Source organism: Serratia proteamaculans (genome assembly GCF_949794035.1).
Taxonomy (GTDB): domain Bacteria; phylum Pseudomonadota; class Gammaproteobacteria; order Enterobacterales; family Enterobacteriaceae; genus Serratia; species Serratia proteamaculans.
Map to the genome: position 1 here is coordinate 26,156 of NZ_OX461106.1, position 19,051 is coordinate 45,206.

General features: G+C 52.4%; 24 protein-coding genes. 20 read left to right on the forward strand and 4 right to left on the reverse strand.

The window, feature by feature from the left end; genetic code table 11:
* Positions 1 to 106: 106 nt before the first annotated feature.
* The 3 genes from QOT07_RS25320 to QOT07_RS25330 form a co-directional block, all read right to left on the reverse strand.
* Positions 107 to 535 carry a plasmid protein gene (locus QOT07_RS25320; RefSeq protein ID WP_130016793.1) on the reverse strand — a complete coding sequence of 143 codons (429 nt, stop codon included), beginning with the start codon at positions 533 to 535 and terminating at the stop codon, positions 107 to 109.
* 83 nt (positions 536 to 618) lie between these two features.
* Positions 619 to 891 (reverse strand): ribbon-helix-helix domain-containing protein, encoded by a 273-nt coding sequence (locus QOT07_RS25325; protein ID WP_127146980.1) that lies wholly within the window; start codon positions 889 to 891, stop codon positions 619 to 621.
* Between the two features lie 58 nt (positions 892 to 949).
* Positions 950 to 1,594, reverse strand: a complete 645-nt coding sequence (locus QOT07_RS25330) for an AAA family ATPase (protein WP_129935326.1) — start codon at positions 1,592 to 1,594, stop codon at positions 950 to 952.
* A 361-nt stretch (positions 1,595 to 1,955) separates the two neighbouring features.
* Between QOT07_RS25330 and QOT07_RS25335 the strand changes: the two genes are divergently transcribed.
* The 18 genes from QOT07_RS25335 to QOT07_RS25920 all read left to right on the forward strand — a co-directional run bounded on the left by QOT07_RS25335 (position 1,956) and on the right by QOT07_RS25920 (position 15,976).
* The gene (locus tag QOT07_RS25335; RefSeq protein WP_130016792.1) at positions 1,956 to 2,726 is read left to right on the forward strand and encodes an N-6 DNA methylase; all 771 of its coding nucleotides are present in this window, start codon (positions 1,956 to 1,958) and stop codon (positions 2,724 to 2,726) included.
* A 461-nt stretch (positions 2,727 to 3,187) separates the two neighbouring features.
* Positions 3,188 to 3,691, forward strand: a complete 504-nt coding sequence (locus QOT07_RS25340) for a hypothetical protein (protein WP_130016790.1) — start codon at positions 3,188 to 3,190, stop codon at positions 3,689 to 3,691.
* 45 nt (positions 3,692 to 3,736) lie between these two features.
* The gene (locus QOT07_RS25345) at positions 3,737 to 4,078 is read left to right on the forward strand and encodes a DUF3085 domain-containing protein (protein WP_165366319.1); all 342 of its coding nucleotides are present in this window, start codon (positions 3,737 to 3,739) and stop codon (positions 4,076 to 4,078) included.
* A 256-nt stretch (positions 4,079 to 4,334) separates the two neighbouring features.
* Positions 4,335 to 5,309, forward strand: a complete 975-nt coding sequence (gene parM / locus QOT07_RS25350; RefSeq protein ID WP_130016788.1) for a plasmid segregation protein ParM domain-containing protein — start codon at positions 4,335 to 4,337, stop codon at positions 5,307 to 5,309.
* Positions 5,310 to 5,311: 2 nt separating this feature from the next.
* Positions 5,312 to 5,716 carry a plasmid partitioning/stability family protein gene (locus QOT07_RS25355; RefSeq protein ID WP_129935331.1) on the forward strand — a complete coding sequence of 135 codons (405 nt, stop codon included), beginning with the start codon at positions 5,312 to 5,314 and terminating at the stop codon, positions 5,714 to 5,716.
* Positions 5,717 to 5,800: 84 nt separating this feature from the next.
* Positions 5,801 to 6,358, forward strand: a complete 558-nt coding sequence (locus QOT07_RS25360) for a helix-turn-helix domain-containing protein (RefSeq protein WP_130016787.1) — start codon at positions 5,801 to 5,803, stop codon at positions 6,356 to 6,358.
* A gap of 423 nt (positions 6,359 to 6,781) precedes the next feature.
* Positions 6,782 to 7,189, forward strand: a complete 408-nt coding sequence (locus QOT07_RS25365) for a DUF1281 family ferredoxin-like fold protein (protein ID WP_165366320.1) — start codon at positions 6,782 to 6,784, stop codon at positions 7,187 to 7,189.
* A 53-nt stretch (positions 7,190 to 7,242) separates the two neighbouring features.
* A complete protein-coding gene (locus tag QOT07_RS25370) occupies positions 7,243 to 7,479 on the forward strand; it encodes a hypothetical protein (protein ID WP_130016784.1) in 237 nt (78 codons plus the stop codon).
* A 326-nt stretch (positions 7,480 to 7,805) separates the two neighbouring features.
* Positions 7,806 to 8,312, forward strand: coding sequence for an antirestriction protein (locus QOT07_RS25375; protein ID WP_130016783.1), 507 nt, complete (start codon positions 7,806 to 7,808; stop codon positions 8,310 to 8,312).
* 682 nt (positions 8,313 to 8,994) lie between these two features.
* Entirely contained in the window at positions 8,995 to 11,031 is a 2,037-nt protein-coding gene (locus QOT07_RS25380; RefSeq protein ID WP_130016782.1) for a ParB/RepB/Spo0J family partition protein, read from the forward strand.
* Between the two features lie 40 nt (positions 11,032 to 11,071).
* Complete coding sequence (psiB, locus tag QOT07_RS25385; protein WP_130016781.1) at positions 11,072 to 11,536, forward strand: conjugation system SOS inhibitor PsiB; 465 nt, start codon at positions 11,072 to 11,074, stop codon at positions 11,534 to 11,536.
* Positions 11,533 to 12,261 carry a plasmid SOS inhibition protein A gene (locus QOT07_RS25390; protein ID WP_130016780.1) on the forward strand — a complete coding sequence of 243 codons (729 nt, stop codon included), beginning with the start codon at positions 11,533 to 11,535 and terminating at the stop codon, positions 12,259 to 12,261. The genes psiB and QOT07_RS25390 overlap by 4 nt, the downstream gene beginning before the upstream one ends.
* 114 nt (positions 12,262 to 12,375) lie before the next feature.
* On the forward strand, positions 12,376 to 12,687 hold the full coding sequence (locus QOT07_RS25395) for a type II toxin-antitoxin system HigB family toxin (RefSeq protein ID WP_017891116.1): 312 nt from the start codon (positions 12,376 to 12,378) through the stop codon (positions 12,685 to 12,687).
* A complete protein-coding gene (locus tag QOT07_RS25400; RefSeq protein WP_127147056.1) occupies positions 12,684 to 13,127 on the forward strand; it encodes a helix-turn-helix domain-containing protein in 444 nt (147 codons plus the stop codon). The genes QOT07_RS25395 and QOT07_RS25400 overlap by 4 nt, the downstream gene beginning before the upstream one ends.
* Before the next feature lie 563 nt (positions 13,128 to 13,690).
* Positions 13,691 to 14,143: a hypothetical protein gene (locus QOT07_RS25405; protein WP_129935340.1), complete on the forward strand. Its 453-nt coding sequence runs from the start codon at positions 13,691 to 13,693 to the stop codon at positions 14,141 to 14,143.
* A gap of 60 nt (positions 14,144 to 14,203) precedes the next feature.
* Positions 14,204 to 14,353, forward strand: a complete 150-nt coding sequence (locus QOT07_RS25410) for a hypothetical protein (RefSeq protein WP_165366321.1) — start codon at positions 14,204 to 14,206, stop codon at positions 14,351 to 14,353.
* 446 nt (positions 14,354 to 14,799) lie between these two features.
* Positions 14,800 to 15,618 (forward strand): DUF932 domain-containing protein, encoded by an 819-nt coding sequence (locus tag QOT07_RS25415; RefSeq protein WP_130016779.1) that lies wholly within the window; start codon positions 14,800 to 14,802, stop codon positions 15,616 to 15,618.
* 46 nt (positions 15,619 to 15,664) lie between these two features.
* Positions 15,665 to 15,976, forward strand: a complete 312-nt coding sequence (locus tag QOT07_RS25920) for a DUF5983 family protein (RefSeq protein WP_261159732.1) — start codon at positions 15,665 to 15,667, stop codon at positions 15,974 to 15,976.
* A 130-nt stretch (positions 15,977 to 16,106) separates the two neighbouring features.
* Here the strand turns inward: QOT07_RS25920 and QOT07_RS25420 are convergent, their stop codons facing one another.
* Positions 16,107 to 16,448, reverse strand: a complete 342-nt coding sequence (locus QOT07_RS25420) for a mobilization protein MobC (RefSeq protein WP_242503224.1) — start codon at positions 16,446 to 16,448, stop codon at positions 16,107 to 16,109.
* A 268-nt stretch (positions 16,449 to 16,716) separates the two neighbouring features.
* Between QOT07_RS25420 and mobA the strand changes: the two genes are divergently transcribed.
* Positions 16,717 to 17,022 (forward strand): plasmid mobilization protein MobA, encoded by a 306-nt coding sequence (gene mobA / locus QOT07_RS25425; RefSeq protein WP_130016778.1) that lies wholly within the window; start codon positions 16,717 to 16,719, stop codon positions 17,020 to 17,022.
* A 10-nt stretch (positions 17,023 to 17,032) separates the two neighbouring features.
* Entirely contained in the window at positions 17,033 to 18,988 is a 1,956-nt protein-coding gene (gene traI, locus QOT07_RS25430; RefSeq protein ID WP_130016777.1) for a TraI/MobA(P) family conjugative relaxase, read from the forward strand.
* The last annotated feature ends 63 nt before the right edge of the window (positions 18,989 to 19,051 follow it).

Here is a 19,051-nt window from a genome sequence, read left to right on the forward strand (position 1 = left end):
TAGATATCATTTTAATATTAAAATGATATCTAAAAGATATTTTTTTGATGTTGTGGTAATCTTGCTTTGATTGGCGATTAGTGTATTGATATTCCTAACTATTCTGTTAAGCGTTTTCACTAGAGATCGTTATCACAAACGGGTGATCAGGTGTTTGTACTGAACCTGAGTTTTCGACAACGAACCCGAATTCGCGGATTTTTCCGCAGCAGCAATAGCCCCGTGAGTCATCTTCATCTTCTGGCATGATGCTGAAGACCGAACGAGCAAGCTGAATTTGTACGTCTGTCATGCTGAGATAGAACTGATTCTCATGCGTGTTTATTGTCCCGTCCGGATGGCGCAGAAAAACCATGTCAGAGCCGAATTGACCGCGGCCTTTTCGAACCTGAATGCAATAACCCAAACGTATTGCGTTATCGCCGCGGGTTGTGCCGGTGACAACGAATTGCCCCTTTGCTGGGTGGCTCCCAGGGCTAATCATATTTTGGTAATCGGCCAGGGCAATGATTTTTTCCATAACTTCGTGTGTCATTGGTTATTCCTCTCAATTACCATCCAAAATGCAATTCAAACAACCCTGTTTTCATAGCGTTTTAATATTAAAATGATAGTTAATTAACTCCCGCCTCCAACTGTGGCTCCTCGGTTCAATAGCTGGCGAATTGCGATGTTGATGAGCGCAGCCCGAGACACTCCATCTTCAGCGGCTTTCACATCGAGCCGGTCCAAAATCTCAGGATCTATCGTTAACGTGATCTGTTGGCGTTTGCCCTTTACTACGCCCTTTCTTCGCGTTGCCGCGCCATCTGGAGCCGAATTTATAAAGGCTTCTGCTGCGCTGTCTTCAGCAGGGGTAGTGTGTTTTTTCGTGGGTCTTACAATAGCCATTTATTACCTCTTTAATCGTTTATTAATATTACTTTGATATTCAAATAGTGTTAAATGACTATGAAAATAAGATTGATATTAATCTTTCCAGGTCAGCGTCAGCTTTGGGATCCCTTGGTTTCATTTCAAGCGTACATTTCCCTGATGCTGCCCCATTCGACCACGCTTTACGCGCCACAATATGTTTGGGGATTAGTGTCAGTTCTGGGAAGTCTGCAATCACTTCTGCTGCTTCTCGATTATCAATCGAGTGTGGATTGGAGTCGGCAGCGTTGATAATAGCGAAAACGTTCAACCCATCTCTCACACTCCGCGCTTCTTTGATCAGTGCAGATATGTCTTCAAGAGCCCAAACGTCGAAGCTTCCAGGACGGTATGGAACCAACAGTGCATCGGATAGCACTAAAGCAGCACGTAACGCTGTGGAGTCCCTGCCACCGGCATCAATGATGATGTCATCATATTTCATCTTTTGCTGGAGCACTTGAGCACGAAGGATCGGTCCTTCGGGATAAGACACACAGGCGATACCTGGCAGCGAATCATCATTTGCCCTTATGCCAACAGCGATTTGAGCCGTGCCTTGTCGATCCCCATCTATCAATAATACATCTCGACCCTGTTGTGCTCGTGCTGCAGCGATGTTTACTGCCAAAGTGGTTTTGCCTACCCCGCCCTTGGTGTTTCCTACTGTTATAATCATATCGTTTCTACCTTTTTTTAATATTACTTTGATAGTGAAATGAGGTTTAAATAATAGTCTTTTGGGTTTGTGTGTCAAGCCTGTTTTATTGGATTGTTATGATATTAAAATGATATTACTTTAATTGTTGTGTGATGGTGCGCGAGATCTCATGTTTCGCCGCGCTTAATCTAGCCTCGCGCTGGTCTGTGGCAAGTATTCGCTGGCGCCGCCGGCATCACCCGTTCGCACTCCTTTCACGTTGTTCCACTCGTTTACGCATGCGGCTTCGGCCGTCGTACCTGCCACATCCCTGACTGGCGAGCCTTGTTTTTGCGCCATGGCGAGAAAATGAGTTCTTGCCTCCCAAGGGAGACACACCATGAGCAACCAACTTTCCTTCGATGCACTGTTAGCCCCTGAAACCCCGGTTCAACGTGCGCCGCGTTTGACGCCACGCGAAGCCAGAAAACAATTCATCAAAACGTTCTCTGTTATCGCGACCTATCACCGTCGTCTCGATGTTTTCCGCGACTTCATTCGCCTGGCTGCTAACGAACTCGATTTGGCGCGAGTACGGTCAGAGGAGGGCAGGGAAGAAGCGGTTCAGATTTGTAAGCGATACGAGGCTGTAGATCTGCAGAGGATGCAGCAACTTTTTTGTTTCTTAATCGACGCGATGGAAGGGGGAATGGATGACCTGCTGGGCGGGATATTTATGGAGCTTGAATTTGGCTCGTCGTCGATGGGGCAATTCTTCACGCCGTGCGAAGTCTCACGACTCATTGCCGCCCTGACACTCGGGGACCATGTTAAAGAGCTGGAACATCGCCCGTTTATCACGTTGGATGAACCTGCCAGTGGTTCGGGCGGCATGGTGATCGCCGCTGCTGAACACCTGCTCTCTAAAGGGTATAACCCGCAACAAGCGCTTTATATCCGTTGTACCGATATCGATCCTTTGGCTGCGGATATGTGTTTTATCCAGCTTGCGCTCTTGGGATTACCGGCCTCGGTCTATACCGGAAATACGTTGACGATGAAAATGTTTAAAGTCAGGCATACCCCGATGTATTACGCCAACGACTGGAGCGAACGACTTCGCCTGGTTGATATGATCACGAAATTCAAGGCGGTGTTACACGCTGTTTAAGGGAAAGGGGGCATGGCCCCCTTTTTCTCTGTTTTTGCCGCCCTGTTGGTTCCAACCGGCGTTGAGCCGGCAGGAACCAATGCACCCATCGCTTGCAGCAGGCTGTCGCCTGCGCCGCTTTCACTGCCCGACCGCTTGTGCGGTCGTTCGCTGATGCCGCCAGGCAAAAAAGCCTGGTCCTTTCTGGTGTATTCCCTTAGCCCTGGCTACGCGCAAGGCGTCCGTCCCCGTGACTGACCCTGGGCCGGGGCGCCGCCGTCACAAGGGTACGCTTCGCCGGTATCCTCACCCGTTCGCACTCTCTCCCGGTGGTCATTCGCTTGCGCATGCGGCTTGCGGTCCCGCCCTTGCATCGTCAGCTGATACCCCGTCCCGGTCATGTTGTCACGGCGCCAGTCACCCCGCGCCGGCAAAGAGCCAAAAGGGGTATACACCAGAAAGAAGTCGAAACGGGAGGGTTTATGACGAAATTATTGAAAGAAGTTCTGGCCGAACTGGCCACCAACCAGACGAGCAGTACGCTGCAGGATGAGGCGACGGAGGCCACTTTGGTCCGCGTCTCTGGGGCGGCGGAAGCCGTATTGGCGTTCCTGGAACGATGCCCGGGCGATGATCGCGATGTCACCTCGGTTTTCAGCGATTTGATGGCCGATCTCTTCCACCTTGGACAACACCTGCACACCGCCGGTGTTTATGCCGATTTTCCGTTATGGCGACAGGCAGTATTACTGACAGCGATGGGGCACTTTGACGCGGAAACCACCGGGTTTACCGCGATGGAGGCAAGTCACCCGGATGCTGCATTCGCCCTGCTGAGCTACATCAATAGTCGAAAACAGCATGATCAACATCTCAGCGTTGCCGCCAGCTTACTGGCAACAGAACTGGTCCTGCTGAGTGCTCGTCTGGAGCCGTTGTCGAACCAGAATGCACTGACCACCGTCATCGCCGAAGTCTACAAATAATCATCAGGGCGATGAATGTCGCCCATTAAAAAATTGGATATCGCTATGAATAACAAGATTTGTTTCAAAGGTAAAAAGACATTTGAGGTGATCACGCAAGCACGTCAACAGGGGTGTGATGTGCTGCTGGTCAAGGATGAAGGCGTGTATTTGATGGCGGCAGCGCGTACCAAAGGAAAGCGGTTATTGGCCTACGCCGAAGGGTTGGATCCGACGATCCGTGACAGTGGCGACGTGTTTGATGACGCCTGCCGGTTATGTGGTGGGGACGACTTTATGGAACGCCTTCCGTCGAACGATCCGACCTTTGACCATCTGCTCGAGAAACAAGGTCATCTTGAGTTTCTCATTACACAAACCGAGTTCTGTATGACGTCGGTGGGTTAAGAGTGTTGCCCGGTTCGCGTTAATGACAACACCGCGGCGTGATAAAGCTCCATTGATACTCATGCTGAGTTTCAATGGAGCCAGTAGGGGGTTCTTCAATCATAAAGTGACTCAGTTTGATGCGTAACGACGCGAGTGAGTACATAACAAACTCATATTGAGTATTTAAATTTACTCAAAATGAGTAACTATATCTTGATGTAGTCTATGTTTTTCTTATAATGATACTCAAATTGAGTAACTAAAGGAGTGTGAAATGCATATTTGCTGTGATGATGGCTCTACCAATGTGAAACTGGCCTGGTATGTGGCGGGGGATTTACGCACGACCTTGTCACCCAATTCTTTCCGTCAGGGATGGAAAATCGATGGTATCGGCAGCCGTCGCACGTTCAACTATCTCGTTGATGGCGTAAAGTACACCTTTGACGATGTCAGCCAACAGGCGATCAGCACGACCCACATTGAGTATCAGTACGGTGATACCAATCTCCTGGCGGTGCATCATGCCTTGCTAAACAGTGGTGTTGAGCCACAAGCGGTTAAGCTGACCGTCACATTGCCGATCAGTGAGTTTTATACCGAAGACTGTCAGAAAAACACGGTTAATATTCAGCGAAAAATCGACAATCTGCTTCGGCCTGTGACGTTGAACAAGGGGGAGGCCTTTACCGTGGCGGCTGTTGAAGTGATGCCAGAATCCCTGCCTGCGGTGTTTTCTCCCTTGGTGCGGGAGAATGTTGGGCCGCTGGAAACGTCCCTGGTTATCGATTTGGGCGGTACGACGCTCGATGCCGGAGTCATTGTCGGGCAGTTCGACGATGTGATGGCGATCCACGGTAATCCCACCCTGGGTGTTTCGATGGTGACGCAGGCCGCGCTGACGGCGCTGCGTATGGCGGACAGCGATACGAGCGCCTATGTGGCGGATACGGTGATCCAACGCCGCCATGATCGCGCCTTTTTGTCACAGCTGATTAATGATGCTTCCCGGGTTGATGACGTTATCGCCGCGATAGAGCACGGTATCACCCGGCTTGGCGATCGTGTGGTGAACGAACTGGCGCGATTCCGCCACGTTAACCGGGTTTGGCTGGTCGGTGGGGGCGCTCCGCTGATAGAATCTGCGGTAAGAAAAGCCTGGAAACTGCCGGCAGAGCGTATAACGCTGGTCGAAAGCCCGCAAATGGCGCTGGCGAGTGAAATGGCATTGTATAAACAAGAGGGATAACCGTGAGCGATAACAGCAGTGATACCCGCCGTAAATTTACCAGCTATTTGCAGCTGGACTGCGAAGCCGATCGCCATGCCCTGGATGTGGTTGAATCCATTTCGCAGCGAGTACGCGGGGATTTCCTGCGTAATGCCATCATCACAACGGCGGCATTACATCAGCTCGACCCACGATTACCGGTGTTGCTGGCCACGATGTATAACGGCCAGTTGACCAGCGAACAGCTGGTCAACCTGGTCAGCCAGACAACCGGCTGGAAACCCGATATGGCGGCGATCCGCGACGTGATTACGGCGTTGTCCGGTGAGGATTGTCGATCGGTGGTTCCGGTCGAACCTGTTCAACAGCCGAGCGAATTGGCTCCCCTGGGAGAGGCGCGCAAGAAACTGGGTAAATTGCTCTAAGGGGGCAATTATTGCCGGATTATGTGTTTGTTATCGCGTTTCAGGGTGCATAAATTGCCTGTTTTTTAGAAAGGATGGCAATGCATGGATGTTTTTGAATTGAGATTATGGCGTGCCGGTCAATATTTTACGCTGTCTGAGGCGCGTTCGCTACGTCCTGGTAGCCATTGGCGGCAAGAGGATGCAGCTCATGCTCTGGGGGTGTCAGAACGGACTTACCGAACCTATGAAAATAGTGGCGTGTCCCGATCGGCGCGTCTGGGGATCCAGACACTGATGTTGATCCGCCTGCTCCCCGATTTGCTCCGGATGGACCCACCGCAAATCGTCTTGCAACTGCAGGCGCTGACGCGGCATGACCAGATAACACCCCAGTCCAGAGGCGTGGTATCGCTTGTTATGCCTTCTGCAGGTATGAAGGCCTGGCGGGGTTCGCTGGGCTGGACGCAAAAACAGACCGCGGATTATCTTGGTGTTTCGCTGCGGACCGTCAAGCACTATGAGCAGGGGCCTTTGCCGCGTCGGTTGATGTTGGCCGCCCAGGCCGTTACGCTGGCCACGTTGTTGCCGGTCTGGTCAACCTATCCGTGTGCCAGGCTACTGCAGGTGCTGGATCAACTGGTCAATATCGACGTGAACTAGCACAGGGTTTATGGTGGCCAGGGCTGGCCACGAAAAGGATCCCCGGCAGGGCCGGGGCCCCGAAACATCGCGCTCCCGTCTGTCTTGTCATTTTCCTTTTTCCTCCCAACGGTCACTGCCGGCCTCGAACCGGCCGCGACCGATCCCCTGATATTAACCTCCGCGCTTTCTCCCTTTTTCCGCCCTGCAGGCGGGGATCAAAATGATATGGCGTCGCCTGGGCTTACGCCGTAGCCCGAACGTAGCCGTGCCGCTACGCCTGCAAGGGTTCGCGTTGCCCGTATCCTCTCCCGTTCGCACTCCCTCCCTGCGGTCGGTCATTTGCGCTGCGGCCTGCGGTACGGCCCCTGCATTCTCCGCTTTGCGCACGTCTGTGTTTTGGCTACGGCGCAAGCCGATATCCGATAACCTGACTGGAGAAGAATGATGCCTAACTGGTGTGCAAACCGAATTATCGTGACTGGAAACCCAGACCAACTGACCGCCGTGACCGATTTTGCCCGGGACGAAGGGGAGGTGAGTTTTTTCAACGAGGCAGATGTCGATGTGATGGCCTTTGAAGGGACTGTGCAGATTGATTTTGATACACGGTGGGCTCCTCCGGAATGTGCCGATATCCGGGCGCTGAGTAAACAGTTTTCCTGTCACGTCATTCATACGTTCAGTGAGGCAGGTGAGGGGTTCTGCGGTTATCACGTCTATGCATGTGGTGAATATATCGACAGTGCCAGTGACGATTTGGAATGGTCAGAAGAGCGTGATGAATACGGTTACGCCGAGGTTGTTGGCCCGGAATATGTGTTAGGTAACGTCCCGAATTACGGCGGGTAATACGGCGGTTGCGCCCCTTTGGGGCGCTTTTTGGCACAAAAGGAAATACCACAATGTTTGAACGAATGACGATTGCAGGGCTGATTACCCGTTTAAAACGCTATCCCGAAGACGCTTTGTGTGTGGGCAGTTTTTGGCTGGATGATGATTTTCTTGAGTTAGACGGTGCGCTGACTGCCTGCGAAATTGAGGCGGCGATGGAAATCGTTCATGACAACCATGATGCCAATTTTGGGATCAACTGGGATGCTATCCAGCACGCGATTGATATCGTCAAAGCGGAAGGATAGATCGCTTTCACTGGCCGCCATTGGCGGCCGCTAAGGAAAGCCGTTGCCAACGGCTTCACTCTGAGCCTTGTTATACGTGCTGTCGGCGGTGATCACTTTTGCTGTGACAGACATTGCCCTGTTCCGGTTCATCAACAAGGGTACAGGCTAACGCCCGCTTCCTCCCCCGTTCGCCCCCCTCCCGAGGGGCGGGTGTTTGCGCTGCGGCCTCGGTATCGCCCTTGTTTCTGCCCCTGATGGAACGGGGCAGTCTGGTGTCACAGCAACGTGCTCCCCGCACTCATAAATAGCGGAAAGGGGCACCATAAAGAAGCCGGAGAGAAGCAATGAATACCTCAGTAAATACCGTCCAATCCGATGCGGGATCCGTGACCAAAATCGAAGTTACCGATGCACGATGCCGTTTGGCCTTTGTTCCGAGGCTGTTTGCGACGCCGCTGGGTGAGAGTATGGCGATCAGCTTTCTGCATAAACACAGTAATTACGAGGGGGGCATGTGGGCTTTTTACGAGGTTCCGCGCGGGTTAAGCGGCCATGTCGCGCCGTGGACGGATATCATAACAACCCGGCCAACGGGCTACATTGCCCCGACTGAGGGCACGTACAGGCTGAGTATTCCGGGGAACTACTTCGATGCAGAGGTCTCGGCCGATGCCGCTGGAATTATAGCGACCCTGTTTGTATTGAATCAGCTTGCCTGGAAGGTTTCCGAGATGGGAAGCGAATATGCGTTGACCTGTCAGGGACTTATCGACCGTCAGGATGCGCTAAAAGATTATGTCAGCATCATAAGTCACCCTGAGAGAGCGCTGATTTTTCGCGCAATTGATTGAATTATTGTCCGGGCGTTCTGCCCGGATCTTCTCCCTGACGTTTATTTTCTGAGCCATGGGCGATGCGTTTGGCGTCGATTTTGTTTTAGCTCACATCCTCTTTATGTTCGAAGATCAAGGGCTATGGCCCCCGTTCGGCTCCCCGGCGGTGCCGGGTCGTCAGCCCCACTCCGTCAGTTCCGCCGGTTTACCGGCGTCTCAGACTCCGCCGAACCCCTGCGGGTTTCGGGCTATCGCTAGGGTCTGATGGCTAAAGGTCAAGGCAAGGCGCTTGCAGCCGGCTTATTGCCGGCGCCGCTTTCACTGCCCGACCGCCTATGCGGCCGGTCGCTAAGGCTGCCAGGCTAAAGGCCTGGCTCTTTCCGCTGTCTCCCCCAGTCTGCGGCTGCAGCGCATGGAGACTGTCTCCGTGACAGACGCTGGGCCGGGGCGCCGACAGCACAAGGGGTCGCTTCGCCGGTGTCCTCACCCGTTCGCACTCTTTCCTTCCCTCCGGTCGTTCACTCGCTTGCGCTGCGGCCTGCGGCACCGCCCTTGTTCCGTCAGCTGATACCCCGTCCCGGTCTTTGTGTCACGGCGCCAGACTCCCCGCGCCGGCAAAAAGCCAAAAGGGGAATACACCAGAAAGAAGCCGGATAGGGCGGATTCTGGGCACGTTTTATCACTGATGGAGGAATTACCCATGTCCAAGACCACGACCAAGCCTAGTGCAAAAAAAACCGTGAAGACGGATGCTGCTCAGTTTGTTGAAGCGACTCTGGCTCAGGCCGAGTTGAAATATGTCATGCTCAAAGAGCTGGCTGCGACGGATCTCAATGCGCGCATAACGCCCCGCACGAAGGCAGATATTGAAGGGCGAGCGGCCAGTATTGAAGGCGCTGGGCTGCTGCAGAATCTCGTCGTGTATCTCATGGCTGATGGGTTGTACGGGGTTGCTGCCGGTGAAACCCGCCGTTTGGGCCTCAACATGCTGATGGAACAGGGCCGGTCTGCGGCAGGCGTTCCGGTGACGCCAGAATTCAGGGTAGCCGTCTTGGTAGTGAGTGAAGACGACGCTCATGCCATCTCCATCGCGGAAAACGTACAGCGCTCTAATCTGGAGCCAGCTGACCAACTGGAAAGCTTCCGCGTCATGGCGGAAAAGGGAACGTCTGTAGAGCGGATCGGTGCCATCCTTGGTTACAGCACGGCTCATGTCAAAAAATGCCTCAAGTTGACGACCGTCGCGCCAGCCCTGCTGGAACTGCTGAAAACCAACGACATCAATTTTGACCAGTTAGCCGCACTGGGCGCTACCGATGATCACCCGCGTCAGATTCAGGCATGGGAAAAGGGTCATTATTACGAGCAATACCGTACACCCAAGGCGTTGCGTGAAAGCGTGCTGAACGATGAAGTGTCAGCGGTAGAGAGTGATTTGGTCGATTTCGTTGGGCTGGAAGCCTACCAAGCGGCAGGCGGTGAAACCCGTGAAGATTTGTTTGCTGACAGCATCATCCTGACAAATCGGTTGCAGTTGGAAACGATGGCGCTTGCCAAGCTGCAGGACGCGGCGGACGTTGTCGCTAAAGAAGAAGGTTGGGCTTGGGCACAAGGCCGGTGCAAGGAAGTGAGGAGCTGGGGTGAGGATGCAAAGGTTTTCGACGTGCTCTATGCCCATGCCACGTTGAGCGACGAGCAGAATGCAGAAGTTGATCAACTGGAGTCTGAGAAAAAATTGCTCGAAAGCCAGCTCGAGGGCGCTGATGCCGACGACGAGTGGGAGCATACCCCGCGTATCGGGCAAATTAACGCACGTCTTGCCGAGATCAACGAACACGCTGAAATCAACAAATGGTCGCTGGATGTACGCGACACGGCGGGTGTGGTTGCCTATCTGCAAGACGGAAAAATTAATATCCAACGCGGTTTGATGAAGATGGAAGACATCGAGCTGGTTGAGAAAACCGAGCGTGAAAAAGCCAATAAAGAAACCCCACCCTCAGAGAAAGGGTTATCGCAGGTGTTGGTCAACAGTCTGTCTGCCGAACGCACTCTGGCCGTTGCCGCCTCGCTGGCACAAAATTCGATGGTTGCTCTTGTCCTGCACACCTTCACATTGACACGCCGGATCTTTGGAAAGAGGTATTTCAGCGAACTGCATACCTCCGTGGACAGCCAACGCAGCAACTGCCTGAACCAATCCGCGGACGCAGGCAGTGAAAACGGCCTCGCTAACCAGACGCTGAACGCGCTGCATGAGAGCTGGCTGAGTCGTTTTCCGCAGGAGTGGGTCGACGGGTTCGACTGGTTACTGGAATGGCCACAGGAAGACGTGCTGGCGCTGCTGGCCTACTGTGTTTCCCACGGTCTCGATGGCAGAGAGTGCCAATTGCATGACAACCGCGTGGGTACCAAGCTGGCGCGTGTTGAGAAGGCGCTGAACTTCCAGATCGGCGATTGGTGGAGACCGACCTCTGCCAACTATTTTTCACGCATCGCCAAAGACCAGATTGTTGACGCACTCAACAGTGCTGGTCGCGCCGGTAATGCCAGCGACGCCGAGGGCATGAAACGCAAAGAAGCGGCGGAGTTCGCCGAGGCCGTGCTGAAAGAGACCTCTTGGTTGCCCGTCTGCATGTCACCCGCAGCGCCGCCGCAGCCCGTGCTGGAGAGTTCCACTGATACGGGGACTCCCCTCAACACTGATTCTGCTGCTGACGTCCGCGCTGCCGCCTAACTGACAGGGAGCTGCCGCCGGAAGGCGGCAGAGCAAAACCATGAAAAATCAAAGATTGAGCCTTGAGCAGTTAACCGGGATGAGTGCTACCGAACTGGAAGAGTATCGCGATCGGTGCAGGGCGTGGCGGAGAATGCTGAACAATGCGGTGCTGGGTGCGCTGGCGCTGCCGAAGGGGTGGGTAGCGAACGCAGAAGAGGTGTGCGAATTTTGTGGGCAGGTACCCGTGGTGTGTCGGATTAGCCCGAAGGGGGATGATGTTACCGCGATTTATCTGTGTAGCGCGGGGGCGGATGTGCCGGGCTGGTCTGCTGTTCTTCCGTACCAGGGAACATCGTTAACCGCTAACCAGGGCGACTGCATTGCCTGGGTGCATACCGCTGACAATTTTGAGCCGGAGACGATTAATCGGGTATTGAACGTGGTCGGTAAGTACTACCGTCATGGATTCACCCGCCCGGAGAAACTGGCGGTTGCGCTGAGAATGGGGGGATTTTGCGTATGATCCCGAATAATCGCGCACTGGTGCCAGTCAACGAATATCAGCAAGCCGCCGTCCATGCCGTGGTGTTGGTCGAGCGTAAGAAAGAGCAGGGCAAGCGGCTCGCCGCGTTTCCGTATGCCAAAGCCTTTTTCAAGGTTCTGAACAACGGTCGAGGGCAGATTTTAGCGAGCGATATTCGCCAAATATCGTCAAACTATTTCCCGGATGAGCGGGGTGGATCATCCATCCAGCAATACATTGAGGCGCTGGACAGGCTTATTGAGAGCGGTGGCCAATATAGTCCACTTCCGCTGTCCGGCGATGTTGCTGCAACCCTGTTCCCCGCCTATGGCGAACTTTGCCGGGAACGGCGGGAACGAAAGTGGGATATGCAGGCCGAACGGAAAGACCGTTGGCAGTCGAGGGAAAAACAGCAACAGCGCCGTCGCTATCAGAATCAGCTGGCGCAGGCCGAAGTTGAACTGGCGTTTGTAACGCCAAGTACGGTCGGCGCATGGTATGCGTACTGGAGCAAGCGCGACATTTACGAGGACGACCTGACCGAGGGATTTTTCGCGTGGTTCGAGCGGTTTCCGCGCATGGCTGGCTGTAACCTGCAGCATTACAAATCTGATGCGCTGTGGGCGGTGATGGAAAGATTGCAGCAGGTTGAAGCTGATTTGACTGATGACGAACGGGCATTCAACGCGTTGCTTATTCCGAATAAACTGCCACGTAAGGTATGAGGGGAGCGGCTTGAAATACGCGCTCAATGAAGAAAATAATAGTTTTCAACTTGAAAACAATGCGATTGAAGAGTACAATGTTTTCAAGATGAAAACAGGGTAGAGGGATCTGCAGTGCATGTAATTAGCAGACAGCCGTTTAACGAGGCTGCCGGTAAATACCCTAATAGCGCATTGGCGCTTCTGGATTTGATGCGGGTTCTGGAAAAAAAGACCTTCAACAGCCCGGATGAAATGAAAAGAGCGATCCCGTCACTGGATAACTTCAAGTACCGTAAAAAGTGGTGGGTTATCGATGTGTCCGGCAATACGCTGCGGCTTATGGCCTTCATTGACTTTGAAAAACAAAAGGTTTTTGTTAAGCACATTGCGACTCATGCCGAATACGACAAGTTAACCAAGTATTATAGGGAGCATAAAGAATGACTGTTGCCACTCATATCGACGCCGCCAGTGCCGAAGGCATGATCGCGACATTTGCCAACGCGGTGAAATGCATTCCTCTGATGACGGGTGATAAAAGCGAGGCTGAATACAAAAAAGCGCTTGAGCTGATTGAGTATCTTGTCGATCGCGACGAGCTGAGCAACCCGCTTTTTGAACCGCTTGCGGCCAAAATTACAGAGTATGAAAACAGCGCCCCGGAATTTGAGGCGTTTAACCGCCGCTTGGCGGAGATCCCTACCGGGGTCGCCGCGTTGCGTACCCTGATGGATCAGCATGGTTTGAAAGCGGCTGATCTGGAAGATGAATTGGGGTCTAAAAGTAATGTCAGTAACATTCTCAGTGGTCGCCGTGCGTTGACTGTGCAGCACATTAAGGCGCTGGCGACGCGTTTTGATGTCCCTGCTGATTTGTTTATCTGATGGGAAGGACGGGTTTCTGGTGACCTGTCTGACCAACCCCCTAACGACTGACATCGTGAGACGGCGCCTGTGGCGCCGTTTCTTTTATCCGTCGTCCTGCTGTGCGTTTTCTTTTTTCACTGCCCTGTTGGTTCCAACCGGCGTTGAGCCGGCAGGAACCAATGCACCCAACGCTTGCAGCAGGCTGTCGCCTGCGCCGCTTTCACTGCCCGACCGCTTGTGCGGTCGTTCGCTGATGCCGCCAGGCAAAAGCCTGGCCCTTTCTGGTGTATTCCCTTAGCCCTGGCTACGCGCAAGGCGTCCGTCCCCGTGACTGACCCTGGGCCGGGGCGCCGCCGTCACAAGGGTTCGCTTCGCCGGCATCCTCACCCGTTCGCACTCTCTCCCGTTGGTCATTCGCTTGCGCATGCGGCTTGCGGTCCCGCCCTTGCATCGTCAGCTGATACCCCGTCCCGGTCATGTTGTCACGGCGCCAGTCACCCCGCGCCGGCAAAAAGCCAAAAGGGGTATACACCAGAAAGAAGTCGCCGCGGCTTCTGATTCACTGACTAACGGGAGTGGTTATGTCAACGATCGAGCAACAACAACAAATGGTTTTTTATGTGCCGGGGACAATGTGGCCGGTTGGTGTGGCTATCTGGCTGGATGGGGAGTATGTCACCTCCTGCGGCCAGACCTTGGCACAGTTACAGCAGATCAAGCCAGCTTGCGAACTGGTGACGTTCGAAGCGGCCTTGCGTGCGATGAATGATGCGGCAAAATTGCCGGTTCAGCGCATCAGCAAAGACGAATACATGGAAAAGCTGGAAATGTTGCCGCCGCTGGATTGGCAATTTAGCGCGGGTTATTCGTCCTTCAAAATGATGGAAATGTATAGCGGTAACATAACCGACATTTATGTTCAGTTCGGGGAGGCGTATTTCAAACTTCGCGATCATGTCACGCTGTCGCACAGTCAGATCATGACGCACGTGAGTGCGTTTCGTGAAACGGAATCGGCGCAGGTTGCTGCCTAAAACCCATCGTTTCCCGCTGCTATAACGCAGCGGGACATCATTTCTCACGGAGAGCAAAAAATGATTATTGATGAATATATCGAGACGATCGGGCGCTACATCTTGCAACAACGTAATGCGCGTAAACCGGCGCGTGTCCCCGCCTTAAAAGTGTTTGAGTGGGCGCAGTTACTGCGCTATTTGGAAATTCAGCGCGGTTATACCTGTTAGCTTTATTGTGCCGCCTCTCAGGGCGGCTATCGGGCGCTGCCGGCATTGAGCCGGCACCTCCCGAAACACCCCCGCGCTTGCAGCCGGCTATTCGCCGGCGCCGCTTTCACTGTTGCCACAGATTGCGGCAACACTAAGGCGACCTGGCTTTGCCAGGTGAATTATTTCGGTGCCACTCCTTGCCAACAGGCATGGCTCAGAGTGTCTTTTGCCGTGACAGACGCTGAGCCGGGGCGTCGATCCCACAAGGGTTCGCTTGCGCCTCCATCCTCACCCGTTCGCACTCATTCCTTTCAGTCATTCGCTTGCGCATGCGGCTTGCGGTGGTGCCCTTGTGGTTTCGTCTTGTACCCCGGCCCGGTCTCAATGTCACAGCACAAGACGCTCCGCGCCCGGCAACGCCGGAAAGGGGAGTAACACCAGAAACAGGGTTTGGGAGAATTAAAATGCAAAGATTATATTCAGGTTTCCGCAGCGCCAATGTCATCCGTAAAGATCGCCCGCTGACCAACGACGAGTTGGCAACATTTGTACCCAGTGTTTTTTCTGAGGAGAAACATGCCTCCCGTAGCGAGCGTTATACCTACATTCCAACGATCAGCCTGTTGGATAAACTCCGGGAAGAAGGGTTCCAACCGTTTTACGCCTGTCAGACTAAAGTTCGTGATGAAGGCAAGAGGGGGCATACCCGCCATATGCTTCGCCTGCGCCGTAATGGCTTCGGTCAACATGATGAAGTTCCGGAAATTATTTTGCTAAACAGTCATGACGGCAGCAGCAGTTACCAGATGATCCCCGGCGTTTTTCGTTTCGTGTGCAATAACGGTTTGGTGTGCGGTGATACGTTTGGTGAGGTTCGTGTACCTCACAAGGGGGACGTGGTTGGACAAGTTATTGACGGGGCTTATGAGGTGCTTGGCTTGTTCGATAAAGTGACGGAATCACGTGAAGAGATGAAATCCATAACGTTAAATCGTGATGAGCAAATGCTCTATGCAGATGCTGCATTGGGTTACAAATACTTCGACACGCATCAACCCATTTCCGCAGAACAAGTGTTGCAGGCAAGGCGCAGAGAGGACAATGACCCGGATTTATGGACAACCTATCAACGTGTCCAGGAGAACATGATCAAGGGTGGGATTGATGGTCGAACTGCAAAAGGGCAACGTAGCAGAACGCGTGCCGTGAATGGCATTACAGGTGATATTAAGCTCAATAATGCATTGTGGAAAATGGCCGAAGCGATGAAAGCATTGAAATAATAATTATAAACAGGCGGCAGTAATCTGCCGCCTATAAGGATTTTTTATGAGAAAAACAGTTGAGATAAAACGGTGTTTGGTGTGCAGCACAGCGCACATGACGATTGAAGACAATGCGACTCTGGGGTTGATAGCAAATTGCACGACTGAGAAATACAACTGGATAATGGAATATGAGTATGGGTTTGTTATTGACCTGTGGGGATACCGATACATCGTTTTGCGATTGAAAGCGTTAGGATTGTCAAAGGAATTTAGAAAGTTTGTCTATTCGATGATACTCAAGTACGATTTTAACATGATTCAGTTTGATGCTGATGGGGATACAATAGACGAGATGCCCACGTATTACTGGTGAAAATCTTCTTATTCTCCTTAAGCACATCGAATGCTAAAGGAGAATGCTGTACACATCTCAGTTAAATCCATTTTTGTGCGTATATTTACCTTTCATCTGGTCACGGCATTGAACCGTAACCAGATGATTTTTAGTTTTGTGCAGCCGAATTGCCACTATGAACTGAATCAGGTTGTGCATTATTTATCGTTTTCAACTTACGTGGTGTTGCTGTTTTCCTCTTCGAGGAAACTGTGCTTTTTATCATGTCCTGAATGGAACGTTCACTGACTGTGATTTCGCATGCTTCAAGGGCGGATTTAATGTCCTTGGCGGTGTACCCTTTTTGCGTAGCCAATACAATAATTTTGTCTTTCAATCCTTCCAGAACTTCTTTTCCAGTGAGTCTTTCTTTGCTCAAATCTGGAAGCTCATCAAGCTGAACTTTAGCCAATTCTAATTGCTCTGAGCTGTACTGATTTTTTGCTGCCATGTTCAACGTCTCCATTCTCATTAATCTCAATAATGACAATAGTATACGAATGCCTTCAACAAGCACAACTCCCGAAAAAGTTCTCCCATGGTGTAATGACAAAACAGGTGATATCAGCCATAATACAGATATCCGGTTTCAAAGACGGGACCAGATGTGTTTTGTAGCACCGCCTGCACGCAGTCGGTTCAACAAAACGCTGGGTCAGGGCAGAGCCCCGACACCCCACGAGACTGTTTTCTGACGAGACTAGAAGGGAAAACTCACCATGAGTAAAAGCGAAAGCCGGAACAGAACAGCCCTGCTTCCCAGCATTCGTTGTTTTCCCGAAGACAAAGAAGCCGTCATGAAGAAGGCTGACGCAGCAGGCCTCAGCATAGGTGCCTTCATGCTTCGTAGCGCGCTCGGTCGTCGTATAGAAGCCAAGTGTGATACAGAGCTGATTATGGAACTCCGGCGCCTTGGTGGCTTGCAAAAGCACTTGTTTAAAGAGGGCGGCGGGGTGATGAGTAAAGAGTATTCTGATGTGTTGATGGCGATTCAGAAGGCAATATTAAAAGTGGGTATGGAGTGAGTTTGACAGCATGATTATTCGAATCCCGGAAAAACGGCGTGATGGCAAGAGCAGCTTCTTACAGCTGGTCGCCTATACCGTTGTCCGCGACGAAGATAAACCCGACACTCCACTGGAACCCGAGCACCCAGGCTGGCGACGCCCACGTTCAAAAGACGCTATCTTTAACCACCTCGTTGATTACATCAGTCGTAATGGCGATGCGGACTTGCAGCAAATCATGCATGCTGATCCTCACGGTCATACTCAGGTGATGTTTGATGGCGTCATGTGTGAGACGAACTGCTTCAACATTACGACTGCATCGGTCGAGATGAATGCAGTCGCACTGCAGAACACGCGTTGCAAGGATCCCGTGCTGCATTATTTCCTGTCATGGCCAGAAACAGATAACCCGTCAACGGAGCACATCTTTGATAGCGTTCGTCACAGTTTATCGGCACTGGGTATGTCGGAACACCAGTACGTCGCGGCGATCCATACCGATACGAACAACATCCATTGCCACGTTGCTGCCAACCGTATTCATCCAGAAACCTATAAAGCCGCCGATGACTCCTTTACTCGGATCCGACTGCAGCAAGCGGCACGTGAACTAGAACTCAAGTACAACTGGACACCGACGAACGGGTTCTTTGCTGTTAACGATCAGGGCGAAATTGTTCGCTCAAAACGCGAGAAAAGCCTGACTCCCTCTGGTGCCAAGGCACTGGAGTATTACGCCGATGTTGAAAGCCTCCATACCTACGCCGTCACTGAATGTGGGTTTAAAATTGATGAGGCTATGGCCGATCCTAACCTGACGTGGAAGGATGTTCACCGCATTTTAGTGAATGCCGGGTTAGCGTTGAAACCGAAAGGGAAAGGGCTGGCCATCTATTCTATCGACAATCCCGAGCTTCCTCCGGTGAAGGCAAGTAGCGTTCATCCTGACCTTACGCTGGGTTGTCTGGAGAAAGATCTGGGTCAGTTCCAGCCCCTGGAAAATGTGGGTACTTATACTAAAGATCACACTACGACAGCGACTGATGCCATTGTGCATGAGTTCCGGTATGAGCCAACATTGCATGCGCGTGATTTGACTGCCCGGCTCGAGCGTCGCCTGGCGAGAGCAGATGCACGTGCAGATTTGAAAGCACGTTACCAGGCGTATAAACACGCCTGGAAACGACCAAAGTTAGATGCAAGTGTCGTCAAACGACGCTACCAGAATGAGTCAAAACGCTTTGCCTGGCAGAAGGCGCGAGCAAGAGTCGCCATTGGCGATCCGTTGTTGCGGAAATTGACGTACCACATTATTGAAGTCGAACGCATGAAAGCCATGGCAGCATTGCGTCTCGCGGTTAAGGACGAACGTGCTGCCTTCAAAGCCGATCCCGCTAACCGTCGACTGTCTTACCGTGAATGGGTTGAGCAGCAGGCCTTGAGTCATGATCAAGCCGCCATCGCTCAGCTGCGTGCATTTGCGTATCGCATGAAACGGACACAACGTACCGCACCGATATCAACCAACAGCATTGTGTGCGCCGTGGCTGACGATACACCGGCCTTTGCATTAGACGGTTATGCCACACAGGTTACACGTGATGGGACGGTACAGTATGTGCGTGATGGGTGTGTCGAGCTTCAGGATAAAGGTGAGCGGATCGAAGTGGGTGATCATCGCGTGAATGAAGGTGAGCATATCGCCGGCGGGATGGCATTGGCAGAGAATAAAAGTTGGGAGCATCTTAAGTTTGAGGGTGAATCTGATTTTGTTCAGCAGGCGTGTTCTATGGTGCGTTGGTTCAATGAAGGAGGGGAGGAGCCTCTGCCATTGAGTGATCCGCAACAACGAAGGATGGCAGGTTATGACGCGTATTCTCAGACTATTTCAACGGGCGACGGGCAACATACACCTTCTGCCGCTGAACAAACCGATGTCGAACAGAGCAAACCCCGCTCGGGATATCGTCCTCAACAGTGATCGTTACAACGAAAAAAGCCGGCTGCAGTTTTCACTGCGCCGGCTTTATATTGGGTCTTCAGT